This window comes from Pseudomonas entomophila L48, from assembly GCF_000026105.1.
Taxonomy (GTDB): domain Bacteria; phylum Pseudomonadota; class Gammaproteobacteria; order Pseudomonadales; family Pseudomonadaceae; genus Aquipseudomonas; species Aquipseudomonas entomophila.
On record NC_008027.1, the window covers coordinates 734,023 to 758,835 of the forward strand.

A 24,813-nucleotide genomic window follows, 5' to 3' on the forward strand; every position below is an offset into this window, starting at 1 on the left:
TCATGGTGCGGCATGGCGCCGATTGTGGGGAATTCGCCTGGCCGCGGGCAAGCTGCAAATCGCCTACTTGTGAACCGGACAAGGCTCGCATGGCCGAAGGAATGCGCCGCTTGTCGGCTTTGGTGTGCATGGTGTGTATTTGGCTTTGTTTTTATCCATGTCGATGTGTACGCTACACATCGCCTGCCAAAGGAATGCCGAATGCGCAGCAGGGACGTGATCCAGCTCATCGAGGCCGATGGCTGGTACGAGGTTGAAGTGAAGGGCAGCCATCATCAGTTCAGGCACCCGTTCAAGCGAGGGCGGGTCACGGTGCCACATCCCAAGAGCGATCTCCCCAGGGGCACCGCCCACAGCATCCTCAAGCAGGCGGGCCTGAAGTGAGGCCGATGATGCTACCCAGGGTGACCTGTCACCCCGAAGATCAATGGAGACACACCATGAAATTTCCAGTTGTGCTGCACAAGGACGAGGGCTCGGACTACGGCGTGATCGTGCCCGATGTGCCAGGCTGCTTCTCCGCAGGTTTCAGCGTTTCCCAGGCGCTGGACAACGTCCAGGAGGCCCTGGCGCTGCATTTCGAAGGGCTGGTGGCCGATGGCGAGGCGCTGCCCCAGGCCCAGGAAGTGGACGTGCATGTGGCTAACCCCGACTACGCCGACGGCGTCTGGGCGGTGGTGGAGTTCGACGTCACCCCGTACCTGGGCAAGGCGGTACGTTTCAACGCGACGCTGCCGGAGAACCTGCTGCAGCGGATCGACGAGAGGGTGAAGCGTGACCATCGCTACGCCTCGCGCTCGGGTTTTCTCGCTTCGGCGGCGCTGCGCGAGCTGGCCGTGGCGCATTGAGCATGAGGGGCCACGAGGTGGCCCCTTCGTCGTGGCCGATTCAGCGTCTGGCCGACGAGGCGCTGAGCATGTCGATCAGCTGGATATCGAAGTCGCGCTCCAGATACTCCATGCGTTGCTCGCCGAACGCGACCATGTGCGGCAGCGCCGAGTGCACGTCCAGGTCGGCCTTGCTGGCCCAGACCTCGAAGAACACGAACAGGCTCGGGTCTTCCTTGTCGCGCAGCATGTGGTACTCGATGCAGCCCGGCTCCTGGCGGCTGGGTTCGACGTAGGCGCGGAACAACTGCTCGAAAGCTTCGGCTTTTTCCGGGCGGGTCTTGGCTTTGAGGATGAAGGCGTAAGGCTCGTTCATGGGGTTTGCCTCTATGGATGACAGGATGAGGCGATCTTAAATCAACAATGTGTTTGGTATTTGTGATTTGTGGGCAAATGTATTTTGCCCCCAGGCCGCTTTTTCCCCCCGCCCGTGACTCCTTAACCTGCCGCCAATCCAAATGACTCGGTCGGCAGGCGCTCTCGCCTCGGATCGACACCGATACCTTCGAGGCTTGCGATGAAAAAGATTCTCCTGCTCAACGGTGGCAAACAGTTCGCCCATTCCGACGGCCGCCTGAACCAGACCTTGCACGACGCCGCCCTGGCCCACCTGGACCGTGCCGGCTTCGATGTGAAGCAGACCTTCATCGACGGCGGCTATGACGTCCAGGAGGAAGTCGAGAAATTCCTCTGGGCCGATGTGGTGATCTACCAGATGCCGGGCTGGTGGATGGGGGCGCCTTGGACGGTGAAGAAGTACGTCGACGAGGTGTTCACCGCCGGGCATGGCAGCCTTTACGCCAACGATGGCCGGACCCGTTCCGACGCCTCGCAGAAGTACGGCAGCGGCGGTCTGGTGCAGGGCAAGCAGTACATGTTGTCGCTGACCTGGAATGCGCCACAGCAGGCGTTCGACGACCCAAGCGATTTCTTCGAGGGCAAGGGCGTGGATGCGGTGTATTTCCCGTTCCACAAGGCCAACCAGTTCCTTGGCATGAACGGGTTGCCGACGTTCCTGGCGGTGGACGTGATGAAGCGCCCGGATGTGCCGGCGGCACTGGCGGCGTATGAGCAGCACCTGGACAAGGTGTTCGGCAAGGCCTGAACAACAGATCCATTGATTTGACATGGCCCCTGTAGGAGCGGCTTCAGCCGCGATCACCCGCGAAGCGGGTGCCAGATACCGCGGTGCATGCATCGCGGCTAAAGCCGCTCCTACAGAGAGGCGAACTGCTTGCATGTACGTTGATCAACGGCTATCAATCACGGCATCTTTCAACCAGGCTCACCCGCGTGAAAACTCGCTCTGAAGAACTCCAGGTCTTCGTCGCCGTCATCGACTGCGGCTCGATCTCCGCCGCCGCCGAACAGATCGGCCAGACGCCCTCGGCCGTCAGCCGCACCCTGTCGCGTCTGGAGGACAAGCTCGGTACCACGCTGGTCAACCGCACTACCCGGCGCATGGACCTGACCGAAGAAGGGCGCTTCTTCCTCGAGCGCGCGCGGCAGATCCTCGAGCAGATCGACGACATGGAAGAGCGCTTGTCGATGCACCACCAGACGCCATCCGGGCGCTTGCGCATCAATGCCGCCGCGCCGTTCATGCTGCACGCGATCCTGCCGTGGATCGGCGAGTTTCGTCAGCAGTACCCCGGTATCGAGCTGGAGCTGAACACCGACGACCTGATCATCGACCTGCTGGAGCAAAGCACCGACGTGGCCATCCGCATCGGCGAGCTGGCCGACTCCAGCCTGCATGCGCGCTCCCTCGGCTGCAGCCCGGTGCAGGTGCTCGCCAGCCCCGAGTACCTGGCGCGAAACGGCACGCCGCAGACGGTCGAAGACCTCGATGACCACTGCCTGCTGGGTTTCAGTACCCTCGAATCACTCAATCAATGGCCGCTGCGCCATGCCCAGGGCGACCGCTGGGCGATCCGCCCGCAACTGCTTGCCTCCAGCGGCGAGACCTTGCGCCAGCTGGCCATTGCTGGCGAAGGCATCGTCAGCCTGTCGCACTTCATGACCCACGAGGACATCCGCTCGGGCCGCCTGCAGGTCGTGCTCGGCGAGCACAACAACGGGTATCGCCAGCCGATCCACGCGGTGTATTACCGTAATACCCAGTTGGCCCTGCGTATCCAGTGCTTCCTCGACTTCATTCAGAAAAAGCTGGCGGCCTACGCCTGCTGAAGTTGCCTGAACACGACACGGGGTATCCCAAGGCGGCGGAAATTTCCTACGGTGTTTGCTTAGTCGAAGGGCTTCGGCCTTAATGACCGATCAACAAAAACAACACCAAGGAAGTGCCCATGCGTATCGTCCTGTTCCCGTCACTGGCCCTCGGGGCCGCCATCCTGAGCTGTTCCTCCGCCTTCGCCGTCACGCTCGAAGGTGGCGCGGTGGCCGCGCCTGATCAATATGGCGCACAGGTGGCCGCCGATATCCTGAAGAAGGGCGGCAACGCGGTGGATGCTGCGGTCGCCACCGCCTTCACCCTTGCCGTCACCTACCCCGAGGCCGGCAACATCGGCGGTGGCGGCTTCATGACCCTGTTCGTCGACGGCAAGCCGTACTTCCTCGACTACCGCGAAGTGGCGCCCAAGGCCGCCACCAAGACCATGTACCTGGATGACAAGGGCGAGGTCATCGAGAACCTGAGCCTGGTCGGCGCCCGCGCCGCTGGTGTGCCGGGCACGGTGATGGGCCTGTGGGAGGCGCACCAGAAGTTCGGCAAGCTCAAGTGGAGCGAACTGCTGACCCCGGCCATCGGCTATGCGCAGAACGGTTTCAAGATCGCCCAGAAGCAATACCAGTACCGCGACGACGCCCAGGGCATGTTCAAGACCGCGACCAACTTCAACGACTACTTCGGCAGCATGAAGGTCGGCGAGCTGTTCAAGCAACCGGAGCTGGCCAAGACCCTGGAGCGCATTGCCGACCAGGGCGTGAACGAGTTCTACCAGGGCAAGACCGCCGACCTGCTGGTGGCGCAGATGCAGGCCGACAAGGGCCTGATCACCAAGGAAGACCTGAAGGACTACAAGGCGGTGTGGCGCGACCCGATCGCCATCGACTGGCGCGGCAACGTGGTCTATACCGCGCCGCCACCCAGCTCCGGTGGCGTGGCGCTGGCCCAGCTGCTGGGCATCAAGGAGGACCGCGCGGCGGACTTCAAGGGCGTCGAGCACAATTCCGCCAAGTACATCCACCTGCTGGCCGAGATCGAAAAGCGCGTGTTCGCCGACCGCGCCGACTACCTGGGCGACCCGGCTTTCACCCAAGTGCCGGTCGACCAGTTGATTGCCAAGGACTACCTGGCCAAGCGCGCGGCGCAGGTCAACCCGACCGCCATTTCCGAGACCGACAAGGTCAAGCCGGGGCTGGAGCCGCACCAGACCACGCACTTCTCCATCGTCGACAAGCAGGGTAACGCGGTGAGCAACACCTACACCCTCAACCTCGACTATGGCAGCGGCGTGGTGGTGAAGGGCGCGGGCTTCCTGCTCAACGACGAGATGGACGACTTCAGCGCCAAGCCGGGGGCGGCCAACGCATTCGGCGTGGTGGGCGGCGATGCCAACGCCATCGCGCCGGGCAAGCGCATGCTGTCGTCGATGAGCCCGAGCCTGGTGACCCGCGATGGCAAGGTGGCGCTGGTACTGGGCACGCCAGGTGGTTCGCGGATCTTCACCTCGATCTTCCAGGTAATGAACAACCTGTACGACTACCAGATGCCGCTGGAGAAGGCGGTGGCGGCGCAGCGGGTGCATCACCAGTTGCTGCCCAAGGACACGATCTACTTCGACAGCTATGCGCCGCTGACCGGAGCGGTGGCCGAGGACCTGAAGAAGATGGGCTACGTGCTGGAGGACCAGGGCTGGGAGATGGGCGACATCCAGGCGATCCGGGTGACCGGGGAGAAGCTGGAGACCGCGTCCGACCCGCGTGGACGCGGGGTGGGGATGATCGTCAAGTGATGCGTGTTGGCTGAGCTGACGCATTCGCCGGCAAGCCGGCTCCTACAGGGGTATCCGTAGGAGCCGGCTTGCCGGCGAACCTTTCGAAGGTCAGACGCGGAACTGGCTGACCAGCGTCTGCAGGTGGCCACCCAGGCGCGCCAGCTCGACGCTGGAGGCGGCGGTCTCGTCGCTGGCCGCGGCGGTCTGCTCGGACACATCGCGCACGTTCAGGATGCTGCGGCTGATCTCCTCGGCCACGGCGCTCTGCTGCTCGGCGGCGGCGGCGATCTGCTGGTTCATCGACTGGATGTTCGACACCGTGCGGGTGATGTTCTCCAGCGAACCGCCGGCCTTGCGCGCCAGCTCGACGCTGCTGTCGGTCAGGTTGCGGCTGCCATTCATCACCTCGGCGACCTGCTGGGTGCCGTTCTGCAGGCTGGCGATCAGGCCTTCGATTTCTTCGGTGGACTGCTGGGTGCGCTGGGCCAGGCCACGCACTTCGTCGGCGACCACGGCGAAACCACGGCCGGCCTCACCGGCACGGGCCGCTTCGATGGCGGCGTTGAGCGCCAGCAGGTTGGTCTGCTCGGCCACCGACTTGATCACGTCCATCACGCTGCCGATCTTCTGGCTTTCCTGCTGCAGCAGGGTCATGGCTTCGGTGGAGCGGTGCACTTCGCGGGCCAGGCGTTCGATCTGGCTGATCGCCTCGCTGACCACCTTGTCGCCGGTACGGGCTTCGTCGTCGGCGTTGGTCGCGGCGTGGGAGGCCTGCTCGGCGTTGCGCGCGACTTCCTGCACGGTGGCGGCCATTTCATGCATGGCGGTGGCCACCTGGTCGGTCTCGACTTTCTGGCTGTTTGCGCCGGCGCTGGTCTGCTCGGTCACCGCCGACAGCTCCTCGGCGGCGCTGGCGATCTGGGTGACGCCGTCGCGGATACCGGTGATCAGGTCGCGCAGGGTGGTGCCCATGCGCGCGATGCCTTCTTGCAGGGCGCCCAACTCGTCGCGCCGGGTGACGCGCAGGTTCTGGGTGAGGTCGCCGCTGGCGATCCGGTTCACCACGTCCATGGTCTCGCGCAGCGGGCGGGTGATCTGGCGGGTGATGATGAAGGCCGCGAGAATGCCGACCAGCAGCGCCAGCAAGGTGGCGGTAGTCTGCAGGCTGCGGGCCTGGACGCTTTCGTCGTCGCGGCGTTCGATCTGGATCTTGTACAGCTCGTCGCTGCGCTTGACGATGTCGGCACCCTGCACGGTCATTTCGGCACGGGCCACGCCAATGGCGGCGGTGGCATCGCGGAACTGACGCACGGCGTCGCGGTAGGCGAGCACGGCGCTCTCGAACTGCTGGATGCGCGAGGCTTCGCCTGGCAGCTGGCGCTTGAGGCTGTCGATCTCGGCCAGGGCGCTTTCCAGCTGGCGCACGGCGGTCTGCTCGGTGTCGCTGGTGAGGTCGGCGATGTAGCTGCGCACGTCCAGGCGCACCTGCACCAGCTGCTGCTTGGCCTTGCTGATCAGCAGGTACTGGGCCAGGCGGCTGGCATCGCTTTCGGAATTGGACAGCACCGCAGCGCTGATCGCCTCGATTGCCTCGTTGGCGCGGCCGGCGGCCTGGTTCATCGCATCGCGGGCGGCGAGGGTGGTCTTGTAGCCCTGGCGCATCTTCTCCAGCGAAACCCGGTATTCGCTGATGCTCTGGCCCTGCTCGCGCAGCAGCTTGAGGTTCTCGGGGCTCTTGAAGGTGTTGACCAGGTGCTGCTGCTGGTTGCCAAAGGCATCGAGCTTGGCCTGGACGTTGGCGGCCGAGGCGTCGTCGCCGTTGGTCAGCATCCATTGCAGGCGTGCAACGCGCAGGTTGGTCAGGTCACTGTTGAGCTGGGTGATGTCGCTCATCCAGTTGCTGCGGTCGATCAGGCTGCCCAGGCTGTTCCAGCCGGTCAGGGCCAGCAGGCCGGTCAGTACGAGGACCAGGCCGAAGCCCAGGCCGAGTTTAAGGTTGACGCTGATGTTGGCGAACCAGCTGTTCATGCACGCTCTCCCAGAAAATGATTTCGCTCACTTGATCTCAATCGCTGGGCGTTGTTCTTGTGGGGAGCCCTGCTGATTCGTGCAGGGGTTATCGGCAAGGCGGGGCGAAGCTGAAACGCTTTTTCAGGCTATTTGTAACTGGTTGAAAACGTTTGCTTTTTGCACGTCGCAAGGGGCCGCCTTGGCGCCGATTCGCGGGCAAGTCAGCACCGGCAGGGCCTTTGGATGGCCGTGGCGCTGGGGTAAACTTGCCGCCTTCGCTGAACCCCTGACGGTATTGCCATGAATTTCGCCAAACTCGGCCTGATCGAACCGCTGGTGCGCACCCTGCAAGCACTGGACTACACCACCCCGACCCCGGTCCAGGCCCAGGCCATTCCCGCCGTGCTCGCCGGCCGCGACCTGATGGCCGCGGCCCAGACCGGCACCGGCAAGACTGCGGGCTTCGCCCTGCCGGTGCTGCAGCGCCTGGCCCTGGAGGGCGAGAAGGTCGCCGCCAACTCAGTGCGTGCGCTGGTGCTGGTGCCCACCCGGGAGCTGGCCGAGCAGGTTCACGCCAATGTACGCGAATACGCCGAGAACCTGCCGCTGTCCACCTACGCGGTATACGGCGGGGTCAGCATCAACCCGCAGATGATGCGCCTGCGCCGGGGCGTCGACCTGCTGGTGGCCACCCCGGGGCGCCTGCTCGACCTGTTCCGCCAGAACGCCATCAAGTTCGGCCAGGTGCAGACCCTGGTGCTCGACGAAGCCGACCGCATGCTCGACCTGGGCTTCGCCGAAGAGCTGCAGGCGGTGTACGCGGCGCTGCCGCGCAAGCGCCAGACGCTGCTGTTCTCTGCTACCTTCTCCGACCAGATCCGCATGCTCGCGGGCCTGGCGCTGAACGACCCGCTGAGCATCGAGGTCAGCCCGCGCAATGCCGCCGCCAGCACGGTCAAGCAGTGGCTGGTGCCGGTGGACAAGAAGCGCAAGGCCGACCTGTTCTGCCATCTGCTGCGCAAGCAGCGCTGGAAGCAGGTGCTGGTGTTCGCCAAGACCCGCAACGGTGTGGACCAACTGGTCGAGCGGCTGCTCGCCGAAGGCGTCAACGCCGACGGCATCCATGGTGATCGCCCCCAGGCGACCCGCCAGCGCGCGCTGGACAGCTTCAAGGCCCGCGAGGTCCAGGTGCTGGTGGCCACCGACGTCGCCGCCCGTGGCCTGGACATCGACGACCTGCCGCTGGTGGTCAACCTCGACCTGCCGATCGTTGCCGAGGACTATGTGCACCGCATCGGCCGCACCGGGCGCGCGGGCAACAAGGGCGAGGCGATTTCGCTGGTGTGCGCTGATGAAGTGCAGCTGCTGGCGTCGATCGAGACGCTGATCCGCCAGGTGTTGCCGCGCCACGAAGAGCCGGACTTCATCCCCGATCACCGGGTGCCGGTGACCGATGCCAGTGGCCAGGTGCTGAAGAAGCCGAAAAAGCCCAAGAAGCCGAAGGAGAACAGCGCCAAGCGTGGCTTGGGCCGCTGGATGGACAGCGCCGAGTCGGGCGCCTCGGCGCCAGCGGTCAAGGCGGTGCGCAAGGTGCCAAGCTTCGGCGGCAAGCCGCGCAAGCCCAAGCCTTGAGATCGGTTCGCCGGCAAGCCGGCTCCTACAGGGTTACCCGTAGGAGCCGGCTTGCCGGCGAACAGCTCTTCAGGCCTGACGCGCCAGCCAATCCGCCGCAGCCCGCCCAGCCCGCAATCCACTGGCAAAACAGGCCGTCAGCAGGTACCCCCCGGTCGGCGCCTCCCAATCCAGCATTTCCCCCGCGCAAAACACACCGGGCAGCTTCGCCACCATCAAGCCCTCATCCAACCCTTCGAAACGCACCCCACCGGCACTGCTGATCGCCTCGTCCAGCGGCCGCGTTCGCACCAGGGTAATCGGCAGCGCCTTGATCGCCGCCGCCAACCGCTCGGGGTCGGCGAAGGTCGCCTGGTCCGTCAGCTCGCGCAGCAACGCCGCCTTCACGCCATCGATCCCCAACTGACCGTGCAGGTGCTTGGCCATCGACCGCGAGCCACGAGGCTTGGCCAGGGCCTGGGCGATCTTGTCCACAGGCCGGTCCGGCAGCAGGTCGAGCAGCAGCGTGCCATGCCCGTCACGGTTGATGGCCTCACGCACCACGGCCGACCAGGCGTACACCAGGCTGCCTTCCACACCTTGCGCAGTGAGGATGAACTCGCCCTTGCGCGGCGCCATGCCGGGCACGCTAAGGGCGATGTTCTTCAGCGGCGCACCAGCGAACTTGTCCTTGAGCAACGCACTCCAGCCTTCGACCTCGAAGCCGCAGTTGCTCGCCTGCAAGGGGGAGATATCCACACCCCGTTCAGCCAATAGTTTCGTCCAAGCGCCGTCGGAGCCCAGTCGCGCCCAGCTGCCGCCCCCCAAGGCGAGTATCACCGCGTCGGCTTGCTGTGCCAGTTCGCCCTGTGGATAAGCGATCCGCAGGCTGCCATCGGCGTTCCACCCGAGCCAGCGGTGGCGGGTGTGGATAACCACCCCGGCATCGCGCAGGCGCTTGAGCCAGGCGCGCAGCAGGGGCGCGGCCTTCATGTCGCGGGGGAACACCCGGCCCGAGGTACCGACGAAGGTTTCGATGCCCAGGCCATGAATCCACTGGCGCAGGGCGTCGGCGTCGAAGTCGCGCAGCAGGGCGTCGATCGCGTCGCGGCGCTCGGCATAGCGGCCGACGAAAGCCGGGTAGGGCTCGGAATGGGTGATGTTCATGCCGCCCACGCCCGCCAGCAGGAACTTGCGCCCCACCGACGGCATGGCGTCGAACACCTGCACCGCCACACCGCGCTGGGCCAGCGCCTCGGCGGCCATCAGGCCGGCGGGGCCGCCACCGATCACGGCGACTGAGGGTGGGGAGGTGGGGCGGGCATCATTCATGGCAGGCGACAGGCTGTGGAAAAGAGCGCGCATTCTACCCCAGCAGGCTCCGCCGAAACACTGCTCAAAAAACGATCAACTTCTTGCAGGTCAGACGTTTAAAGGGCTGGACGGGCTTTCCCGCAGGTTATCCACAGGCGGTTCCACAGTCATTGTGAACAACCGATGATCCGTGCCGCGCTGTGATGGAGGATGCCGTGGCGCCGGGCCAGGGCCACGCGGTCCTTGCTGTAGCCGCCACCGATCACCCCGACCACCGGGATATCACGGCCCAGGCACTGGCGCAGCACCAGTTCGTCGCGGGCAGCCAGGCCTTCGTCGGTCAGGTGCAGGTAGCCCAGGGCATCGTCCTTGTGCACATCGACGCCGGCGTCGTACAGCACCAGGTCCGGTTGGTACAGCGGCAGCAGGTAGTTCAGCGCATCGTCCACCACCTTGAGGTAGGCACCGTCGTGCATGCCCCGTGGCAGGGGAATGTCCCAGTCGCTCTGGGCCTTGCGCGCAGGGAAATTCTGCTCGCAGTGCAACGACACGGTGATCGCCTCGGGGGTGTCCTGGAGGATGCGCGCGGTGCCGTCGCCCTGGTGCACATCGCAGTCGAAGATCAGCACCCGGTGCACGCGGCCGGCCTCCAGCAGGTAGCGGCTGATCACCGCCAGGTCGTTGAAGATGCAGAAGCCGGCCGGGTGATCGTAGTGGGCATGGTGGGTGCCGCCGGCCAGGTGGCAGGCGACGCCGTGTTGCAGCGCCAACTCGGCGGTGAGCAGCGAGCCGCCGACCGCGCGCACGGTGCGCCGGGCCAGGGCCTCGCTCCAGGGCAGGCCAAGCCGGCGTTGGTCTTCCCGCGACAATTCGCCGTTCATGTAGCGCTCGATGTAGTCGCGGTCGTGGGCCAGGGCGAGGATATCGTTGGGGCAGATCTCGGGGCGCAGCAGGGCCTGGTCGGTGGTCAGCCCGCTGTCGACCAAGTGGTCGCGCAACAGGCGGAACTTGTCCATCGGGAAGCGGTGGTCCGGCGGGAACTCGGGGCTGTAGTCGTCGTGGTAGATCAGTGGCAGCGGCATGGGGGTGTCGTGGTCGGGGCCAGTGCTGATCTTGCCAGCAGTGGCGGGCGGGGCGCTATCCTGATGCGCATCGCAATCGACCTTGGGGAAGGGCATGGGTAACGGGCTGCTGTCGTCCTGGACATTCTGGGCCATCCTCTCGGCGCTGTTCGCGGCGCTGACGGCGATCTTCGCCAAGGTCGGGGTGGCCGGCATCAATTCCGACTTCGCCACCTTGCTGCGCACGGTGGTGGTGCTGGTGAGCCTGGCGCTGATCCTCTACGCCACCGGGCAGTACCAGGCGCTGGGTTCGATCTCGCCGCGCAGCTACCTGTTCCTGGTGCTCTCGGGCCTGGCCACCGGGGCGTCGTGGATCTGCTACTTCCGCGCCTTGCAGTTGGGCCAGGCCTCGCAGGTGGCGCCTGTGGACAAGTTGAGCGTGGTCCTGGTGGCGGTACTGGGCGTGACCTTGCTGGGCGAGCGACTCGACCTGCGCCAATGGGCCGGCATCAGCCTGATCACCCTCGGCGTGGTGATGCTGGCCTGGCGCTAGCCGTTGTTACTGGCCTGTGCTGGCCAGCACCCGCTGCCAGTCGGGCTCGTTCATGCGCCCGAGGATCCGCGCCCTGCCTTCGGCATTGACCGAGACGAACAGGGCGCTGGCATAGCCGCTCTCGCGCTCGCCACCGGGCACGTTCTGCTGGCGCTGGAAATGGTCGATGCAGCCGTTGTGGGTGACCAGCACCAGGTTGTGTCCGGTCCGCTTGCGCGCCAGGGCTTCGCTGGCGAACTTGGCGTCGCAGCTTTCCAGCCAGTCGGCGCTGCTCACCGCCTGGCCGAGAATGAAGTGCGCGGTCTGGCGGGTGCGCAGCTTGGGGCTGGTCAGCAGGTCGGCATTGGCCAGCCCGAGTTGTTCCAGGCCCTGGCCGACGCGCCGCGCCGCCTGGCTGCCTTTCACGGTGATACCGGTGGAGTCGTCCAGGCAGGGGCCCGGGGCGCTGTCGCAGCGCTCGGCGTGGCGGATCATCACGATCACCGCACCGTCTTTCCAGTCCTGCAGCAGGCCGCTGTCGCTCAGTTGCTGTTCGTTGCCAAGGTCCACGATGTGCGTCCTCGTCGCCAGCCAAGTGGTTACCCCGGCCAGGGCCATGATCAGGCCAAGGGCGGCGCCCAGCACCTTGCGCGATCGGCGGCGTGCGAGATGGGGCGGGTTGGCCGGGTTGTCCAGGGTGTTGCTGAAAAGCATGCGTCGCTCCATGGGCAGTGCGGCGTCGGTTGTGGCCGCTGTGGTTGCCGGCATTCTGCGAAGCGCGCCGTTGGAGGGCGGTGAAGCGGATGTGAAAAAAACATCCGCTGGCCGGCGCCTGGGTGAACGTGCGCCGACGGCCTACGCTGTACACTGCCAAGCCGCGATTTCGGAGCTGCCCTGATGACCCCCATCCTCGAACTGGAAAGCGCCCGGCTGGTGCTGCGCCAATGGCAGGACGACGATCTGCGCGAGTTCGCCGCCCTGTGCGCCGACCCCCAGGTGATGCGCTATTTCCCCGCGCCCATGACGCGCGTGGAGGCGGCCGCGCTGATCGGCCGGATCCGCGGCCACTTCAACGAATACGGTTTCGGCCTGTGGGCCCTGGAGCGCAAGGACAGTGGTGCCTTCATCGGCATGACCGGGCTGCTCAACGTCAATTTCGACGCGCCGTTCGGCCCGGCGGTGGAGATCGGCTGGCGCCTGGCGCGGCGCCACTGGGGCCTGGGCTTCGCCAGCGAGGCGGCGTGGACCTGCCTGCGCTGCGCGTTCGCCCAACTGCACCTGGACGAAGTGGTGTCGTTCACCACCGAAGGCAACCTGCCGTCGCAGAAAGTCATGCAGGCCATCGGCATGCGCCACGACCCGGCCGGCGCGTTCGAGCACCCGCGCCTGCCCGCCGGCCACCCCCTGCGCCCCCACGTGTTGTACCGCATCGACCGCGCGCAGTGGCAGGAGAACCTGCGCGGCTGAATACGCCAGCATCAACGAGGCGAATGACAAACGCTGTATCATTTGCCGCTATGACAGCCATCATTTTCAAACTCTTTGGGGTTTGTGCTTGATTCGAACTTGCCGGGGCTGCTTTGCAGCCCTTTCGCGACGCAAGGCCGCTCCCACAGGCGTATGCGATTCCTTGTGGGAGCGGCCTTGCGTCGCGAAAGGACCGCAAAGCGGTCCCGGCATTGCCAGCCTTCAAAGCCAAACTTGCGGCTGAGCACGAAGACCTTGAAAGCGGTGGCCATAACAGCGCCGTAATGCCTTGCCAGGAGAACCTTCCATGAGCCACGTACTGGACGACCTCGTCGACCTGCTGAGCCTCGAATCGATCGAGGAAAACCTGTTCCGCGGACGTAGCCAGGACCTGGGCTTCCGTCAGCTCTATGGTGGCCAGGTACTCGGCCAGTCGCTGTCGGCGGCCAGCCAGACAGTCGAGGACGCCCGCCATGTGCACTCGCTGCACGGCTACTTCCTGCGCCCAGGTGATGCCAGCATGCCGGTGGTGTACTCGGTGGACCGTGTGCGCGACGGCGGCAGCTTCAGCACGCGGCGGGTGACGGCGATCCAGAAGGGCCAGCCGATCTTCACCTGCAGCGCTTCGTTCCAGTACGACGAAGAGGGTTTCGAGCACCAGGCACAAATGCCCGATGTGGTCGGCCCGGAGAACCTGCCGTGCGAAGTGGAACTGGCCCGGGCCATGGCCGACCAGTTGCCCGAGCGCATCCGTGACAAAGTGCTGTGCGCCAAGCCCATCGAGATCCGCCCGGTCACCGAGCGCGACCCGTTCAACCCCAAGCCGGGTGACCCGGTCAAGTACGCCTGGTTCCGCGCCGACGGTTCGCTGCCGGACATCCCGGCGCTGCACAAGTACCTGCTGGCCTATGCCTCGGATTTCGGCCTGCTGACCACCGCGCTGCTGCCCCACGGCAAGTCGGTGTGGCAGAAGGACATGCAGATCGCCAGCCTCGACCACTCGCTGTGGTTCCACCGCGACCTGCGCGCCGACGACTGGCTGCTGTACGCCACCGACAGCCCCTGGGCCGGCAATGCCCGTGGCTTTACCCGCGGCAGCATCTTCAACCGCGCCGGGCAACTGGTGGCATCCTCGACCCAGGAAGGCTTGATCCGCCATCGCAAGGACTGGGCATGAGCCTGGGGCAGATCCGTCACTGGGTGTTCGACATGGATGGCACCCTGACCGTGGCCGTGCACGACTTCGCGGCCATCCGCGAAGCCCTGGACATCCCGGCCGCGCACGACATCCTCACCCACCTGGCGGCGTTGCCGGCGGCGGAGGCCGCGGCCAAGCACGCCTGGCTGCTGGAGCACGAGCGCGACCTGGCGATCGCCTCGAAGGCTGCGGACGGCGCGGTGGAACTGGTGCGTGAGTTGCACGCGCGCGGTTGCCGCCTGGCGATCCTCACCCGCAATGCCCGCGAGCTGGCCCATGTCACCCTTGAAGCCATCGGCCTGGATGACTGCTTCCCGGTGGAGCACATTCTTGGCCGTGACGAGGCGGCGCCCAAGCCGAGCCCGGACGGGCTGCTGCGGATCGCCCGGGCCTGGGATGTCGCCCCTGCGCAAATGGTGATGGTCGGCGACTACCGCTTCGACCTCGATTGTGGGCGGGCGGCGGGCACCCGTACCGTGCTGGTAAACCTGCCGGACAACCCCTGGCCGGCGCTGGCCGATTGGCATGCGGCGGATTGTCGGGCGCTGAAAGCGTTGCTTTCTTGACCCATTGACCTGATACCCCCCTGTAGGAGCGGCTTCAGCCGCGATCACCCGCGAAGCGGGTGCCCTGCACCGTGTTGGATTCATCGCGGCTAAAGCCGCTCCTACAGGCGAACAGGCCCGCAAGGGCCTAAGCTGCACTGCACCTTTTTCCCGATGGAGACCCCCATGAGCACCAAGGCTCTCTATGTGCTGCCCGGCGGCGGCTACGACAAGGTCCAGCTCGGCACCTGCGAAACCGCCGCGCCCCAGGCCGGCGAAATCACCGTGCGCCTGCACGCCAGCTCCCTCAACTATCACGACTTCGCCGTGGTCAGCGGCATGTGGGGCCCGAGCGAGCGGCGCATTCCCATGGCCGATGGCGCCGGCGAGGTGGTCGCGGTCGGCGCCGGTGTCAGCGAGTTCAAGGTTGGCGACGCGGTGGTGAGCACCTTCTTCCCCAGTTGGCTCGACGGCCAGGCCCAGGTCGAAGGCTTCGCCAGCGTGCCGGGTGATGGCATCGACGGTTATGCCCGCGAACAGGTGACCGCCCGCGCCACGTCGTTCACCCACGCGCCCAAGGGCTACAGCCACGCCGAGGCCGCGACCCTGACTACCGCCGGCCTCACCGCCTGGCGCGCGCTGATGAGCGACGATCACCTCAAGCCGGGCGACAGCGTGCTGGTGCAGGGCACCGGCGGCGTTTCGATCTTCGCCTTGCAGTTCGCCAAGCTGGCGGGCGCCACGGTGATCGCCACCTCGTCCAGCGATGCCAAGCTGGAGCGCCTCAAGGCCCTCGGCGCCGATCACCTGGTCAACTACAAGAGCACCCCGGCCTGGGGCGAGAAAGTGCGTGAGCTTACCGGCAACCGCGGCGTCGACCATGTGATCGAAGTGGGCGGCCCGGCGACGTTGGAGCAATCGATGATCGCCGCGCGCATCGGTGGGCATGTGTCATTGATCGGCATTCTTACCGGGGTGGCGGGGCAGCTGCCGCTGGTGCAAGCGCTGGTGCGGCAGATCCGCCTGCAGGGGGTGCTGGTGGGCAGCCGCGCGCAGCAGCAGGCGATGGTCCGGGCCATCGACGCCAATGGCCTGCGGCCGGTGGTGGACAAGCATTTCGAGCTGGAGCAGATGGTCGAGGCATTCAAGTACCAGGAAAGCAACAAGCATTTCGGCAAGATCTGCCTGACCTGGTGAACAATTACAGCCCCTTTGGGCTTTTCGGATCGCCGCGAAGCTGGCACCGGCTTTGCCGGTGTTCGCCAGCAAAGCTGGCTCCTACACGGATCGCGCAAGGCTTGAGGTTGGCGCGGTCGGGGGTAGGAGCGGCTTCAGCCGCGATCACCCGCGCAGCGGGTGCCAGGAGCAATCAAGTGTGCGAGAGCATTGGAAAACGCATCGGCGCCTGATCGAGCGGTGTCTCTGACGCACCCCAGACGAACAGCGCATCGTCGTTATCCACAACCCGCGTGGCGAAACCTTCGTCCCGCAAAGGCGTGAACCCCAGCACCACCTCCCGCGTTTCAGGCCGTACCAGTTCCGGCAGCACCTCGTGCAGCTCCACCACCCGGGCGCAGAACACATCCACCAGCACCATCCGCTCGCCTTCGTGCTCCACCACCACATACGCCTCATGCCGAGGCGAATAGAACAACGCCTCCCGGTATGGCCCGTCGCAATAGAACATCATCAGCGCCACATTGGGCATCAGGCTCAACCGGGCCTGTGGACAACTGCCCGCCACCACCGCCATGAAGGGCTGCAGTTGCCCGCCGTCATCCAGGTCTACCGGGTGGAAACTGCTGACGCAACGTTGCCCGAACCACTTCAGGTAGTGCTCCTGCTCGACCACCCGGCGAAAGCCGAACTTCGGATAGAAATCCAGCACGGTGCTATTGGCGAACAGGAACAACAGGTCGCAAGGTGAGGCCCAGCGCTGCACCAGGCACTCCATCAGGTGGCGGCTGTAGCCCCGGCCACGGGCCTCGGGCCGGGTCATCGCCGTGCCGATCTGCGCGCAATGCAGGTACTGCCCTTCGTGGATGAAGGCCAGCGGGCTGACCGAGACATTGGCCAGCATCCGCCCGTGGCGAACCAGTGAGCAGGGCTGGTAGTTGTCCTCCCAGAAGCCCGCCACGTACCAGGCTTCGAAATCGAAGCCGTAGGTCTGTTCGGTCAGGGCGTTCAGCTCGCCACGCAGGTGCGAGTCGTCGCGGTAGTGTTCGACCTGCTCGAGGTCGGGGTCGTCGAGGATGATCGCCATGGTGTCCGTTCCAGGCTGTGAAGAGGGGAGATACATTAACGCCGATGGGAAGGAAAAGCTGTAATCAACTGTGCCCCACCGACCTTATTCCGGCACCAACCGATCGCGGCTGTTGGACAGGTGCAGGCACATCGCCGCGCGGGCCGCATCCGGGTCCTGGCGGCGGATGGCGTTGAGGATCGCTTCATGCTCCAGGTTCGCCAGGTAGGCATGCCCCGCCAGCTTCGCCCCCGCGCGCTCGGCCAGCGCCACGCGGTTGCGCGGGATCAGCGCGCTGCCCAGGTGCGCCATCATCTCGCTGAAGTACAGGTTGCCGGTGGCCTCGGCGATCAGCAGGTGGAAACGCCGGTCGGCCTCGATGCAGCTGTCGCCCGCGGCGGCCAGGTCCTGGTAGTCGTCCAGTGCCAGGCGCATCTGTAGCAGATGCCGGTCGTCGCGGCGCAGGGCGGCGAGGGCGGCGGCCTGGCCTTCCAGGCCGATGCGCAGCTCCAGCAAGTCGCGCACGCTGGCCGCGCTGTCGGCGGCGACCCGCAGCCCGGACTGGGCCTGGCGTTCGATGACGAAGGTGCCGATGCCATGGCGCGTTTCCACCAGCCCCGAAGCCTGCAGCTTCGACAGGGCCTCACGGACCACGGTGCGGCTGATGGCGTGCTCGCGCACCAGGGTGTTTTCCGAAGGCAGCCGGTCACCGGGCGCGTAGGTGCCGTGGAGGATCTGCTGGGTCAGGCGTGAGACCAGGTCGTGGGCGCGGGACATCAGGGGTTCTCGGAAAGTGAGGACATGAACATCGTCAGGTTACTTGTATGACAAGCTGAGGATAGTAATTTTTTTCATCCTGAATTTGGCAACTGGCTGGCGCCTTTGACCCGACTGTTAGTGAGATTTTTGGCGATTTTAATCCGATAAGCCGCTTGTATTTTGCCTGTTAGCTACAAAATTCGTGTTGTCGTACAACTTGCTCGGGAATATGCTCATTTCTGCCTGGAGGTCAGACAACCACCTGTCCACTCCAGCCCCCAATAAAAACAATGAGTGGGAGCCCCCCATGAACAACACCCTCGCTCCGTCCGCGCCTGCGCTCGCCAGCGCGGTGGCCAAGGTCAAGCGCCATGTCCTGCCGCTGTTCGTCATCATGTTCATCGTCAACTACCTGGACCGCGTCAACATCGGCTTCGTCCGCCCCCACCTGGAAAGCGACCTGGGCATCAGCGCGGCGGCCTATGGTTTTGGCGCCGGGCTGTTCTTCATCGGCTACGCGCTGTTCGAGGTGCCGTCGAACATGCTCCTGCAGCGGGTTGGCGCGCGCCTGTGGCTGACCCGCATCATGTTCACCTGGGGCCTGGTGGCCACGGCCATGGCCTTCGTGCAGACCGAGACCCAGTTCTACGTGCTGCGCTTCCTGCTCGGGGTGGCCGAGGCCGGCTTCTTCCCCGGCGTGATCTACTACTTCACCCGCTGGTTGCCGGCCGCCGAGCGCGGCAAGGCCATCGCCATCTTCCTCAGCGGCTCGGCCTTCGCCTCGCTGATCTCCGGCCCGCTGGCCGGGGCGTTGATGCAGATCCAGGGCATGGGCCTGCACGGCTGGCAGTGGATGCTGTTCATCGAGGGCATGGCCTCGGTGACGCTGTGCTTTTTCGTGTTCTTCTGGCTTGACTCCAAGCCCCACGACGCCAAGTGGCTGAGCCGCGAAGAGCAGGACGCGCTGGTGGCCGCCATCGACCAGGAGCAGCGCGAGCGCGAGGCCGGCGGCGTGGCCAAGGTGTCGGCCTGGCGCCTGCTCAAGGATCGCCAGATCGTGCTGTTCTGCCTGATCTACTTCTGCATCCAGCTGACCATCTACGCCGCGACCTTCTGGCTGCCGAGCATCATCAAGCGCATGGGCGAGCTGAGCGACCTGCAGGTGGGCTTCTTCAACTCGATCCCCTGGCTGATCTCGATCATCGCCATGTACGCCTTCGCCGCCTGCGCCAAGCGCTGGAAGTTCCAGCAGGCCTGGGTCGCCGCGGCGCTGCTGGTGGCGGCCTGTGGCATGTTCATGTCCACCACCGGTGGCCCGGTGTTCGCCTTCGTCGCCGTGTGCTTCGCCGCCATCGGCTTCAAGGCCGCCTCGTCGCTGTTCTGGCCGATCCCCCAGGGTTACCTGGATGCGCGCATCGCCGCGGCGGTGATCGCCCTGATCAACTCGGTGGGCAACCTCGGCGGCTTCGTCGCGCCCACCACCTTCGGCTTGCTGGAGCAGCAGACCGGCTCGATCCAGGGCGGCCTGTACGGCCTGGCGGTGACCTCGGTGCTGGCCGCCATCGCCGTGTTCTTCGTGCGCATGCGCCCAAAGGGCGTTGCTTCCCCTGACCTCAAGGCCGCTTCGGCCAACTGATTGAGAGAGACACCATGAACCTGCAGACAACCCCACAGGCCCACCTCGGCACCCCGGTGGTCACCGACCTGCGCGTGGTCCCGGTGGCCGGCCACGACAGCATGCTGCTCAACCTCAGCGGTGCCCATGGCCCGTTCTTCACCCGCAATATCGTGGTACTGCGCGACAGTGCCGGCAACACCGGGCTGGGCGAAGTCCCCGGTGGCGAAAAGATCCGCCAGACCCTGGAGGATGCCCGGGCACTGGTGGTCGGCCAGCCCATCGGCCATTACCAGCGGGTGCTCAACGCCATGCGCCAGACCTTCGCCAACCGTGATGCGGGTGGGCGAGGGCTGCAGACCTTCGACCTGCGTATCACCGTGCATGCGGTCACCGCCATGGAGTCGGCCCTGCTCGATCTGCTCGGCCAGCACCTGGGTGTGCCCATGGCTGCATTGCTGGGCGAGGGGCAGCAGCGCGAGGCGGTGAAAATGCTGGGGTACCTGTTCTACATCGGTGATCGCCAGCGCACCGACCTGGCCTACCGCAACGAGGCCGATGCCGACGACGCCTGGTTCCGCCTGCGCCATGAACAGGCCCTGACCCCTGAAGCGGTGGTACGCCTGGCCGAAGCCGCCAAGGCCCGCTATGGCTTCAACGACTTCAAGCTCAAGGGCGGTGTACTGCGCGGTGAAGAGGAGATGGAGGCGGTCATCGCCCTGGCCGAGCGCTTCCCTGATGCGCGTATCACCCTCGACCCCAATGGCGCCTGGTCGTTGCAGGAAGCCATCGCCCTGTGCCGCGACAAGCACCAGGTGCTGGCCTACGCCGAAGACCCTTGCGGTGCCGAAAACGGTTACTCCGGGCGCGAGGTGATGGCCGAGTTTCGCCGCGCCACCGGCCTGCCCACCGCCACCAACATGATCGCCACCGACTGGCGGCAGATGGGCCATGCGATCCAGTCGCAAGCGGTGGACATCCCCTTGGCCGACCCGCACTTCTGGACCTTGCAGGGCTCGGTGCGGGTGGCGCAGATGTGCCATGACTGGGGGCTGACCTGGGGCTCGCATTCGAACAACCACTTCGATATCTCGCTGGCCATGTTCACCCAGGTGGCGGCTGCCGCGCCGGGCGAGATCACCGCGATCGACACCCACTGGATCTGGCAGGACGGCCAGCGCCTGACCCGCGAGCCGTTGCGCATCGTCGAGGGGCATGTGCGGGTGCCCGAGCGGCCTGGGCTTGGGGTCGAGCTGGACGAAGACCAGTTGGCCAAGGCCCATGCGTGCTATCGCACCATGGGGTTGGGCGCGCGGGACGACAGCGTGGCCATGCAGTACCTGGTGCCGGGGTGGGCCTTCGACAACAAGCGGCCGTGCCTGGTGCGCTGAGGCAGCTTCGCCGGCAAGCCGGCTCCTACGGATTCGGCGCGGTCCCTGTAGGAGCCGGCTTGCCGGCGAAAGGGCCAGTAGGGTCCATGCAAAAAAATTCCTGCTGCCACCGGCATTCCCGGTCGGGCGTAGGCAGACGCCCGTGCAGCACCGCCCCGGTAACCCGGGGCTTTTTTCGTTTACGCCGCCGTTGCGTACACCACCACCGCCGCACGCAGCTTGCGCCCACCGAAAAGGCTCATGCGCTGGAACTCCTGGTGGCTCACCGGCAGGTGCTGGCAATCCAGTGCCTGGCGATGGCGCCCATGGTCGATGTCGGGGTCGTGCAGGTAGACGAAATCGTCGTCACAGGCGGTGACCAGCACCCAGTGCGGCGCCTTGCTGCCGGTCAGCCGGTAGTTGCTGATCAGCACCAGTGCCAGGCCGCCTTCGGCCAGTACCCTGGGCAGGTCGGGCGCCTGCCGGGCGATTGCCACTTCGCTATCGCGCAACTCGGCGCAGAAGTCCTCATGCACCAGGCGCATGACCTCTTTCTTGCCCGCCTGGCGCACCCCCTCGAGAAACAACGGCCCATCGGTATTGAGCAGCAGCCGCACGCGAAAGCCCCGGCGCCATGCGGCCAGGGCCAGGCCGTGGGGGCTGCAGCCGCCGTGGCCGGAGGTCATGAACACGGTGGTCGCCTCACGCCACAGGCGCAGTTCCTCACGGCGGGTGGGCAGGCGTTGCGGTTGCAGGGCCGCCATGGCCATCAGCAGGCAGGCCGGGCCACAGGTGAAGTCGGTGGTCTGGGCGTAGTAGGGCACCGGGCGTGTCTCGCCCGTCGGGTGCTGGAGGATGCGCTTCTCGTAGCGCAGGGCACTGGCGTGGTCTTCGTAGTAGTCGTCCACCTGGGCGAAGCGCCGGTAGCCATGACGTTCGTACAAGGCAATGGCCGTGGGGTTGTCGGTGCGCACCTCCAGCCGCAGGTAGGCGCGCTCGTGGTCCAGGGCGCAACGTTCGGCCTGCTCCAGCAGGCGCGCGCCTAGCCCCTGGCCGCGTGCCTGTTCGGCGATGGCGATGGAGTACAGGCGCGCCAACGACGTACCGCGATGGAACAGCAGCAACGCATAGCCCATCAATTGGCCGTCACGTTGGGCCACCAGCAGGCTGGCGTTGGCATGGGAGAGCATCCAGCGGAAGCTGCGCGGGGTGAGCCGGTCCAGGGCGAAGCACTGGTTCTCCAGTGCCAGCAAGGCCGGCAGGTCTTCGACAGTTGCCAGGCGAAATTCGATGTGCATAGGGCCGCCGTAAAAGTTGCGTAATGAAACGGGACATTCGAAAAACTTCGTGCTTAATAGAAACCGTGTCTACCCAACACAGGGCTTCCAACATGTCTTCGTTTCAGGAACCTTTACCGGCATGGTCCGGGGAAAGTTCAAACTCAAGTGCAACTGGCGTTATTTATCCACTGCAGCTGGACAACAAGTCAAGTCAGTTGGTGATCATCGTGGAGCGGCGTGATGACTGGGCTTCGTACCTGCCGAGCGAAGATGTTGTGACGGCCCAGGAATACCTGGAGCAGTCGCGCGATACCGACAGTGGCAAGCGTGTACAAGTCATAAACTTATGTCGTAACTATAAATATCTAGGCCACGGTTATTATTGTTCGTTGTTGGCCGAGGCGCGCGGCCACAACGTCATTCCGTCGGTCAAAAGTATCAGCGAGTTGACCCGCAAGTCGTTATACGGATTGGCCCTCGACGAAATGGCGCGCAGCCTGGAAAGCGCCTTGGCCAATCACCCCTACGGTGAAACCGAAGGCTTCACCCTGACCCTGTATTTCGGCCGTACCGACCTGGAACCGCTGCAGGACATTGCCCGCCAGCTGTTCGAAAGTTTCCCTTGCCCGATCCTGCTGGTGGAGTTCCGCAAGACCAGCACCTGGCATATCGCCGGGGTCAAGGCCGGCGCGCTGCACAAACTGCGCGAAGACCAGCAGGATCAATTCGCCAATGCCCTCGATGGTTTCAGCCGCAGGATCTGGCGCCAGCCGCGTTCGCGCCGGGTGGCGCGCTACGACCTGGCGATTCTCCACGACCCTGATGAAGCGTTGCCGCCGTCCAACCCCAAGGCGCTGGAGCGCTTCATCCGTGCCGGGCACCAGCTGGGAGTCGATGTCGAACTGATCGGCAAGAAAGACTACGCCCGCCTGGCCGAATACGACGCCCTGCTGATCCGCGAGACCACCAGCGTTGACAACCACACCTACCGCTTCGCCAAGAAGGCCGAGAGCGAAGGGCTGGTGGTGATGGACGACCCGGCGTCGATCCTGCGCTGCACCAACAAGGTCTACCTGACCGACCTGCTGCGCAGCCATCGCCTGGCCATGCCGGCCAGCGAGATCCTCTACCGCGACAACCCCCAGGCACTGGAAGGCATCGGCGAGCGGTTGGGCTTCCCGCTGGTGCTGAAGATCCCCGACGGTTGTTTCTCCCGGGGCGTGATCAAGGTCAAGGACCACGCCGAACTCCTGGCCGCCACCGCCGAACTGTTCGAACACTCGGTACTGCTGCTGGCCCAGGAATACCTCTACACCGAATACGACTGGCGCATCGGCGTGCTCAACCGCAAGCCGATCTTCGCCTGCCAGTACTTCATGTCCAAGGGCCACTGGCAGATCTTCAACCACCAGGCCCAGCGTGACGAGGTCAACGGCGAGTGCCGCACCCTGGCCGTGCACGAGGCGCCGCGGGCGGTGGTGGAGCTGGCGGTGAAGGCCGCCAACCTGATCGGCGACGGCCTGTACGGGGTCGACCTCAAGCAGGTCGGCGAGCGGGTGGTGGTGATCGAAGTGAACGACAACCCCAACCTCGACGCCGGCATCGAGGATGCCTACCTGCACGACGACCTCTATACCCTGGTGCTGGAGGAATTCATCCGCCGCCTGGAGCAGAAGCGCCGGGGGCAAGCCTGGTAACGAGGTGCTGGCATGATCGAAAGCTACAGCCTGGCCCACGGCCAGTTGCGCAAGCGTGAAGGGCTCGATTGCGAGGTGCTGTTGTTCGTCGAACCGGACAGCGCCGAGCGTGAGCTGTTGCAGGCCTGGTTCCACCTGGACGCCCATGCCCTGGCCTCGGCGCTGGACCCGGATGAAGTGTCACGCCTTGAGCTGCACCGTGATGGCCTGTTCCTGATCTGGAAGCGCCCGGAGAGCTACACCGGCGGCGACAGTTTCGCCTTCCAGGTGTCGTCGTTCGGCATGCTGATGGTCGACGGCCACCTGGTGCTGATCGCCCCGGACGCTTCATTGCTCGACGGCCTTGGGCAACGCCACGCGCTGCACGACCCGATGGATGTGCTGCTGGCCATCCTGCTGGACAACCTGCACCACTACCTGGGGCACCTGAAGGTGATCAAGATGGTCGCCCGCGAACTGCAGCAGCGTTTCGAGCAGTCGCTGGAAAACCACCACCTGATGCAGATGTTCAACCTCAGCGAGAGCCTGATCCACTACATCAATGCCATCCACAGTAATGGCGCGGTGCTCTCGCGCTTGCGCGCCCACGGCGAGAAGCGCCATTTCAACCCCGAGGTGCTGGCGCTGATCGACGACCTGGTGATCGAGAACACCCAGTGCCACAAGCAGGCGGAGATCTACTCGACGGTGTTCGCCGGCTTGATGGACGCCCGCGGCAACCTGGCCAACAACGCGATGAACGAGACCCTGCGCAAGCTCACCCTGATCAACGTGGTGTTCCTGCCGCTGAACCTGATCGCCAGCATCGGGGGCATGTCCGAGTTCAGCATGATGACCGCGGGCGTGCCGTGGTGGCTGGCCTACGCCTTGCTGGTGCTGGCGATGATGCTGCTTGGCGTGCTCATGGTGCTGGCGCTCAAGCGCCTGGCCCGAGGGCGTGGCCGCGCCGTGCCAGCCCCCGTCCCCCAACACCCGCGCGTACGGCCCACGCCTTCCTATCCCGGCATCGCCAATTGGAGAACCCCATGAGCAACCTGCAGATCGGCCTGATGATCGTCTCCGCGATCCTGACGTTCGCGGTGGTGAACTTCTATTGGGATTACCGCCGCGACCGAGATTGACGCTCCCAGGCATGCCGAGGGGCTTGACTGACGCGGATAGGCACGTGGTGTCGTGATCGAACCGTTGTCTGACGTTTTCGAGCATTTTGCTCGCGCCGCGCCCGGCTTAAAGTGAAGCCCGCATCCCCACGGTGCGTTGCCCCGG

At 65.2% G+C, this 24,813-nt stretch carries 24 protein-coding genes and 1 pseudogene; 15 read left to right on the top strand and 10 right to left on the bottom strand.

Annotated elements, in window-relative coordinates:
• Window positions 1-201 precede the first annotated feature (201 nt).
• Together PSEEN_RS03305 and PSEEN_RS03310 are read left to right on the top strand one after the other, a co-directional pair.
• On the top strand, window positions 202-384 hold the full coding sequence (locus PSEEN_RS03305; protein WP_044487636.1) for a type II toxin-antitoxin system HicA family toxin: 183 nt from the start codon (window positions 202-204) through the stop codon (window positions 382-384).
• A gap of 56 nt (window positions 385-440) precedes the next feature.
• Entirely contained in the window at window positions 441-848 is a 408-nt protein-coding gene (locus PSEEN_RS03310) for a type II toxin-antitoxin system HicB family antitoxin (protein WP_011532070.1), read from the top strand.
• A 40-nt stretch (window positions 849-888) separates the two neighbouring features.
• Here PSEEN_RS03310 and PSEEN_RS03315 read toward each other — a convergent pair whose 3' ends face one another.
• Window positions 889-1,203: a putative quinol monooxygenase gene (locus PSEEN_RS03315; RefSeq protein WP_011532071.1), complete on the bottom strand. Its 315-nt coding sequence runs from the start codon at window positions 1,201-1,203 to the stop codon at window positions 889-891.
• 201 nt (window positions 1,204-1,404) lie between these two features.
• Here PSEEN_RS03315 and mdaB point away from each other — a divergent pair, with 201 nt between their 5' ends.
• The 3 genes from mdaB (at window position 1,405) to ggt (ending at window position 4,864) form a co-directional block, all read left to right on the top strand.
• Window positions 1,405-1,992: an NADPH:quinone oxidoreductase MdaB gene (gene mdaB, locus PSEEN_RS03320; protein ID WP_011532072.1), complete on the top strand. Its 588-nt coding sequence runs from the start codon at window positions 1,405-1,407 to the stop codon at window positions 1,990-1,992.
• Between the two features lie 188 nt (window positions 1,993-2,180).
• Window positions 2,181-3,077, top strand: a complete 897-nt coding sequence (locus PSEEN_RS03325) for a LysR family transcriptional regulator (protein ID WP_011532073.1) — start codon at window positions 2,181-2,183, stop codon at window positions 3,075-3,077.
• 119 nt (window positions 3,078-3,196) lie between these two features.
• Entirely contained in the window at window positions 3,197-4,864 is a 1,668-nt protein-coding gene (ggt, locus tag PSEEN_RS03330) for a gamma-glutamyltransferase (RefSeq protein ID WP_011532074.1), read from the top strand.
• A 90-nt stretch (window positions 4,865-4,954) separates the two neighbouring features.
• Here ggt and PSEEN_RS27200 read toward each other — a convergent pair whose 3' ends face one another.
• Both PSEEN_RS27200 and PSEEN_RS27205 read right to left on the bottom strand, forming a co-directional pair.
• Window positions 4,955-5,818 (bottom strand): methyl-accepting chemotaxis protein, encoded by an 864-nt coding sequence (locus tag PSEEN_RS27200; RefSeq protein WP_420806621.1) that lies wholly within the window; start codon window positions 5,816-5,818, stop codon window positions 4,955-4,957.
• Window positions 5,819-5,857: 39 nt separating this feature from the next.
• Window positions 5,858-6,739 (bottom strand): annotated as a pseudogene (locus PSEEN_RS27205) (methyl-accepting chemotaxis protein); the annotation flags it as partial.
• 417 nt (window positions 6,740-7,156) lie between these two features.
• Here PSEEN_RS27205 and PSEEN_RS03340 point away from each other — a divergent pair.
• Window positions 7,157-8,488: an RNA helicase RhlE1 gene (locus tag PSEEN_RS03340; protein ID WP_011532076.1), complete on the top strand. Its 1,332-nt coding sequence runs from the start codon at window positions 7,157-7,159 to the stop codon at window positions 8,486-8,488.
• Between the two features lie 69 nt (window positions 8,489-8,557).
• Here the strand turns inward: PSEEN_RS03340 and PSEEN_RS03345 are convergent, their stop codons facing one another.
• Window positions 8,558-9,799, bottom strand: coding sequence for a TIGR03862 family flavoprotein (locus tag PSEEN_RS03345; RefSeq protein WP_044488647.1), 1,242 nt, complete (start codon window positions 9,797-9,799; stop codon window positions 8,558-8,560).
• A 149-nt stretch (window positions 9,800-9,948) separates the two neighbouring features.
• Window positions 9,949-10,863: a histone deacetylase family protein gene (locus PSEEN_RS03350; RefSeq protein ID WP_011532078.1), complete on the bottom strand. Its 915-nt coding sequence runs from the start codon at window positions 10,861-10,863 to the stop codon at window positions 9,949-9,951.
• A 94-nt stretch (window positions 10,864-10,957) separates the two neighbouring features.
• Here PSEEN_RS03350 and PSEEN_RS03355 point away from each other — a divergent pair, with 94 nt between their 5' ends.
• Window positions 10,958-11,395 carry an EamA family transporter gene (locus PSEEN_RS03355; RefSeq protein ID WP_011532079.1) on the top strand — a complete coding sequence of 146 codons (438 nt, stop codon included), beginning with the start codon at window positions 10,958-10,960 and terminating at the stop codon, window positions 11,393-11,395.
• A 6-nt stretch (window positions 11,396-11,401) separates the two neighbouring features.
• On the opposite strand, the gene pmrG is transcribed toward PSEEN_RS03355, so the two are convergent.
• Window positions 11,402-12,088, bottom strand: a complete 687-nt coding sequence (gene pmrG, locus PSEEN_RS03360; protein WP_011532080.1) for a lipopolysaccharide core heptose(II)-phosphate phosphatase PmrG — start codon at window positions 12,086-12,088, stop codon at window positions 11,402-11,404.
• Between the two features lie 183 nt (window positions 12,089-12,271).
• Between pmrG and PSEEN_RS03365 the strand changes: the two genes are divergently transcribed.
• On the top strand, window positions 12,272-12,841 hold the full coding sequence (locus PSEEN_RS03365; RefSeq protein WP_011532081.1) for a GNAT family N-acetyltransferase: 570 nt from the start codon (window positions 12,272-12,274) through the stop codon (window positions 12,839-12,841).
• A 38-nt stretch (window positions 12,842-12,879) separates the two neighbouring features.
• Here PSEEN_RS03365 and PSEEN_RS26545 read toward each other — a convergent pair whose 3' ends face one another.
• Window positions 12,880-13,113 (bottom strand): hypothetical protein, encoded by a 234-nt coding sequence (locus PSEEN_RS26545; RefSeq protein ID WP_158020228.1) that lies wholly within the window; start codon window positions 13,111-13,113, stop codon window positions 12,880-12,882.
• A 35-nt stretch (window positions 13,114-13,148) separates the two neighbouring features.
• On the opposite strand from PSEEN_RS26545, the gene tesB reads away from it, so the two are divergent.
• From tesB to PSEEN_RS03380, 3 genes are all read left to right on the top strand, one after another.
• Window positions 13,149-14,018 (top strand): acyl-CoA thioesterase II, encoded by an 870-nt coding sequence (tesB, locus tag PSEEN_RS03370; protein ID WP_011532082.1) that lies wholly within the window; start codon window positions 13,149-13,151, stop codon window positions 14,016-14,018.
• A complete protein-coding gene (locus PSEEN_RS03375) occupies window positions 14,015-14,605 on the top strand; it encodes an HAD family hydrolase (protein WP_011532083.1) in 591 nt (196 codons plus the stop codon). The genes tesB and PSEEN_RS03375 overlap by 4 nt, the downstream gene beginning before the upstream one ends.
• Window positions 14,606-14,770: 165 nt before the next feature.
• Window positions 14,771-15,781 carry a zinc-dependent alcohol dehydrogenase family protein gene (locus PSEEN_RS03380; protein ID WP_011532084.1) on the top strand — a complete coding sequence of 337 codons (1,011 nt, stop codon included), beginning with the start codon at window positions 14,771-14,773 and terminating at the stop codon, window positions 15,779-15,781.
• Window positions 15,782-15,953: 172 nt separating this feature from the next.
• On the opposite strand, the gene PSEEN_RS03385 is transcribed toward PSEEN_RS03380, so the two are convergent.
• Both PSEEN_RS03385 and PSEEN_RS03390 read right to left on the bottom strand, forming a co-directional pair.
• Window positions 15,954-16,847, bottom strand: coding sequence for a GNAT family N-acetyltransferase (locus tag PSEEN_RS03385; protein WP_011532085.1), 894 nt, complete (start codon window positions 16,845-16,847; stop codon window positions 15,954-15,956).
• An 84-nt stretch (window positions 16,848-16,931) separates the two neighbouring features.
• Window positions 16,932-17,603 (bottom strand): FadR/GntR family transcriptional regulator, encoded by a 672-nt coding sequence (locus PSEEN_RS03390; RefSeq protein ID WP_011532086.1) that lies wholly within the window; start codon window positions 17,601-17,603, stop codon window positions 16,932-16,934.
• Window positions 17,604-17,892: 289 nt separating this feature from the next.
• On the opposite strand from PSEEN_RS03390, the gene PSEEN_RS03395 reads away from it, so the two are divergent.
• Window positions 17,893-19,221 carry an MFS transporter gene (locus PSEEN_RS03395; RefSeq protein WP_011532087.1) on the top strand — a complete coding sequence of 443 codons (1,329 nt, stop codon included), beginning with the start codon at window positions 17,893-17,895 and terminating at the stop codon, window positions 19,219-19,221.
• Window positions 19,222-19,235: 14 nt separating this feature from the next.
• On the top strand, window positions 19,236-20,591 hold the full coding sequence (gene gudD / locus PSEEN_RS03400) for a glucarate dehydratase (RefSeq protein WP_011532088.1): 1,356 nt from the start codon (window positions 19,236-19,238) through the stop codon (window positions 20,589-20,591).
• A gap of 179 nt (window positions 20,592-20,770) precedes the next feature.
• On the opposite strand, the gene PSEEN_RS03405 is transcribed toward gudD, so the two are convergent.
• Window positions 20,771-21,868 (bottom strand): peptidase C39 family protein, encoded by a 1,098-nt coding sequence (locus PSEEN_RS03405; protein WP_011532089.1) that lies wholly within the window; start codon window positions 21,866-21,868, stop codon window positions 20,771-20,773.
• Window positions 21,869-21,960: 92 nt separating this feature from the next.
• On the opposite strand from PSEEN_RS03405, the gene PSEEN_RS03410 reads away from it, so the two are divergent.
• A complete protein-coding gene (locus PSEEN_RS03410) occupies window positions 21,961-23,547 on the top strand; it encodes a RimK family alpha-L-glutamate ligase (RefSeq protein ID WP_011532090.1) in 1,587 nt (528 codons plus the stop codon).
• 12 nt (window positions 23,548-23,559) lie between these two features.
• Window positions 23,560-24,576 carry a magnesium transporter CorA family protein gene (locus PSEEN_RS03415; RefSeq protein ID WP_011532091.1) on the top strand — a complete coding sequence of 339 codons (1,017 nt, stop codon included), beginning with the start codon at window positions 23,560-23,562 and terminating at the stop codon, window positions 24,574-24,576.
• Window positions 24,577-24,813 lie beyond the last annotated feature (237 nt).

What these genes read in the sequence shown, in the direction of transcription:
- tesB (WP_011532082.1), top strand. Translation starts at nt 13,149, where the DNA reads ATGAGCCACGTACTGGACGACCTCGTCGACCTGCTGAGCCTCGAATCG.
- mdaB (WP_011532072.1), top strand. Translation starts at nt 1,405, where the DNA reads ATGAAAAAGATTCTCCTGCTCAACGGTGGCAAACAGTTCGCCCATTCC.
- PSEEN_RS03395 (WP_011532087.1), top strand. Translation starts at nt 17,893, where the DNA reads ATGAACAACACCCTCGCTCCGTCCGCGCCTGCGCTCGCCAGCGCGGTG.
- PSEEN_RS03355 (WP_011532079.1), top strand. Translation starts at nt 10,958, where the DNA reads ATGGGTAACGGGCTGCTGTCGTCCTGGACATTCTGGGCCATCCTCTCG.
- PSEEN_RS03405 (WP_011532089.1), bottom strand. Translation starts at nt 21,868, where the DNA reads ATGCACATCGAATTTCGCCTGGCAACTGTCGAAGACCTGCCGGCCTTG.
- pmrG (WP_011532080.1), bottom strand. Translation starts at nt 12,088, where the DNA reads ATGCTTTTCAGCAACACCCTGGACAACCCGGCCAACCCGCCCCATCTC.
- PSEEN_RS03380 (WP_011532084.1), top strand. Translation starts at nt 14,771, where the DNA reads ATGAGCACCAAGGCTCTCTATGTGCTGCCCGGCGGCGGCTACGACAAG.
- PSEEN_RS03375 (WP_011532083.1), top strand. Translation starts at nt 14,015, where the DNA reads ATGAGCCTGGGGCAGATCCGTCACTGGGTGTTCGACATGGATGGCACC.
- PSEEN_RS27200 (WP_420806621.1), bottom strand. Translation starts at nt 5,818, where the DNA reads ATGGGCACCACCCTGCGCGACCTGATCACCGGTATCCGCGACGGCGTC.
- PSEEN_RS03315 (WP_011532071.1), bottom strand. Translation starts at nt 1,203, where the DNA reads ATGAACGAGCCTTACGCCTTCATCCTCAAAGCCAAGACCCGCCCGGAA.
- PSEEN_RS03345 (WP_044488647.1), bottom strand. Translation starts at nt 9,799, where the DNA reads ATGAATGATGCCCGCCCCACCTCCCCACCCTCAGTCGCCGTGATCGGT.
- PSEEN_RS03385 (WP_011532085.1), bottom strand. Translation starts at nt 16,847, where the DNA reads ATGGCGATCATCCTCGACGACCCCGACCTCGAGCAGGTCGAACACTAC.
- PSEEN_RS26545 (WP_158020228.1), bottom strand. Translation starts at nt 13,113, where the DNA reads ATGGCCACCGCTTTCAAGGTCTTCGTGCTCAGCCGCAAGTTTGGCTTT.
- ggt (WP_011532074.1), top strand. Translation starts at nt 3,197, where the DNA reads ATGCGTATCGTCCTGTTCCCGTCACTGGCCCTCGGGGCCGCCATCCTG.
- PSEEN_RS03365 (WP_011532081.1), top strand. Translation starts at nt 12,272, where the DNA reads ATGACCCCCATCCTCGAACTGGAAAGCGCCCGGCTGGTGCTGCGCCAA.
- PSEEN_RS03390 (WP_011532086.1), bottom strand. Translation starts at nt 17,603, where the DNA reads ATGTCCCGCGCCCACGACCTGGTCTCACGCCTGACCCAGCAGATCCTC.
- gudD (WP_011532088.1), top strand. Translation starts at nt 19,236, where the DNA reads ATGAACCTGCAGACAACCCCACAGGCCCACCTCGGCACCCCGGTGGTC.
- PSEEN_RS03310 (WP_011532070.1), top strand. Translation starts at nt 441, where the DNA reads ATGAAATTTCCAGTTGTGCTGCACAAGGACGAGGGCTCGGACTACGGC.
- PSEEN_RS03350 (WP_011532078.1), bottom strand. Translation starts at nt 10,863, where the DNA reads ATGCCGCTGCCACTGATCTACCACGACGACTACAGCCCCGAGTTCCCG.
- PSEEN_RS03340 (WP_011532076.1), top strand. Translation starts at nt 7,157, where the DNA reads ATGAATTTCGCCAAACTCGGCCTGATCGAACCGCTGGTGCGCACCCTG.
- PSEEN_RS03410 (WP_011532090.1), top strand. Translation starts at nt 21,961, where the DNA reads ATGTCTTCGTTTCAGGAACCTTTACCGGCATGGTCCGGGGAAAGTTCA.
- PSEEN_RS03415 (WP_011532091.1), top strand. Translation starts at nt 23,560, where the DNA reads ATGATCGAAAGCTACAGCCTGGCCCACGGCCAGTTGCGCAAGCGTGAA.
- PSEEN_RS03305 (WP_044487636.1), top strand. Translation starts at nt 202, where the DNA reads ATGCGCAGCAGGGACGTGATCCAGCTCATCGAGGCCGATGGCTGGTAC.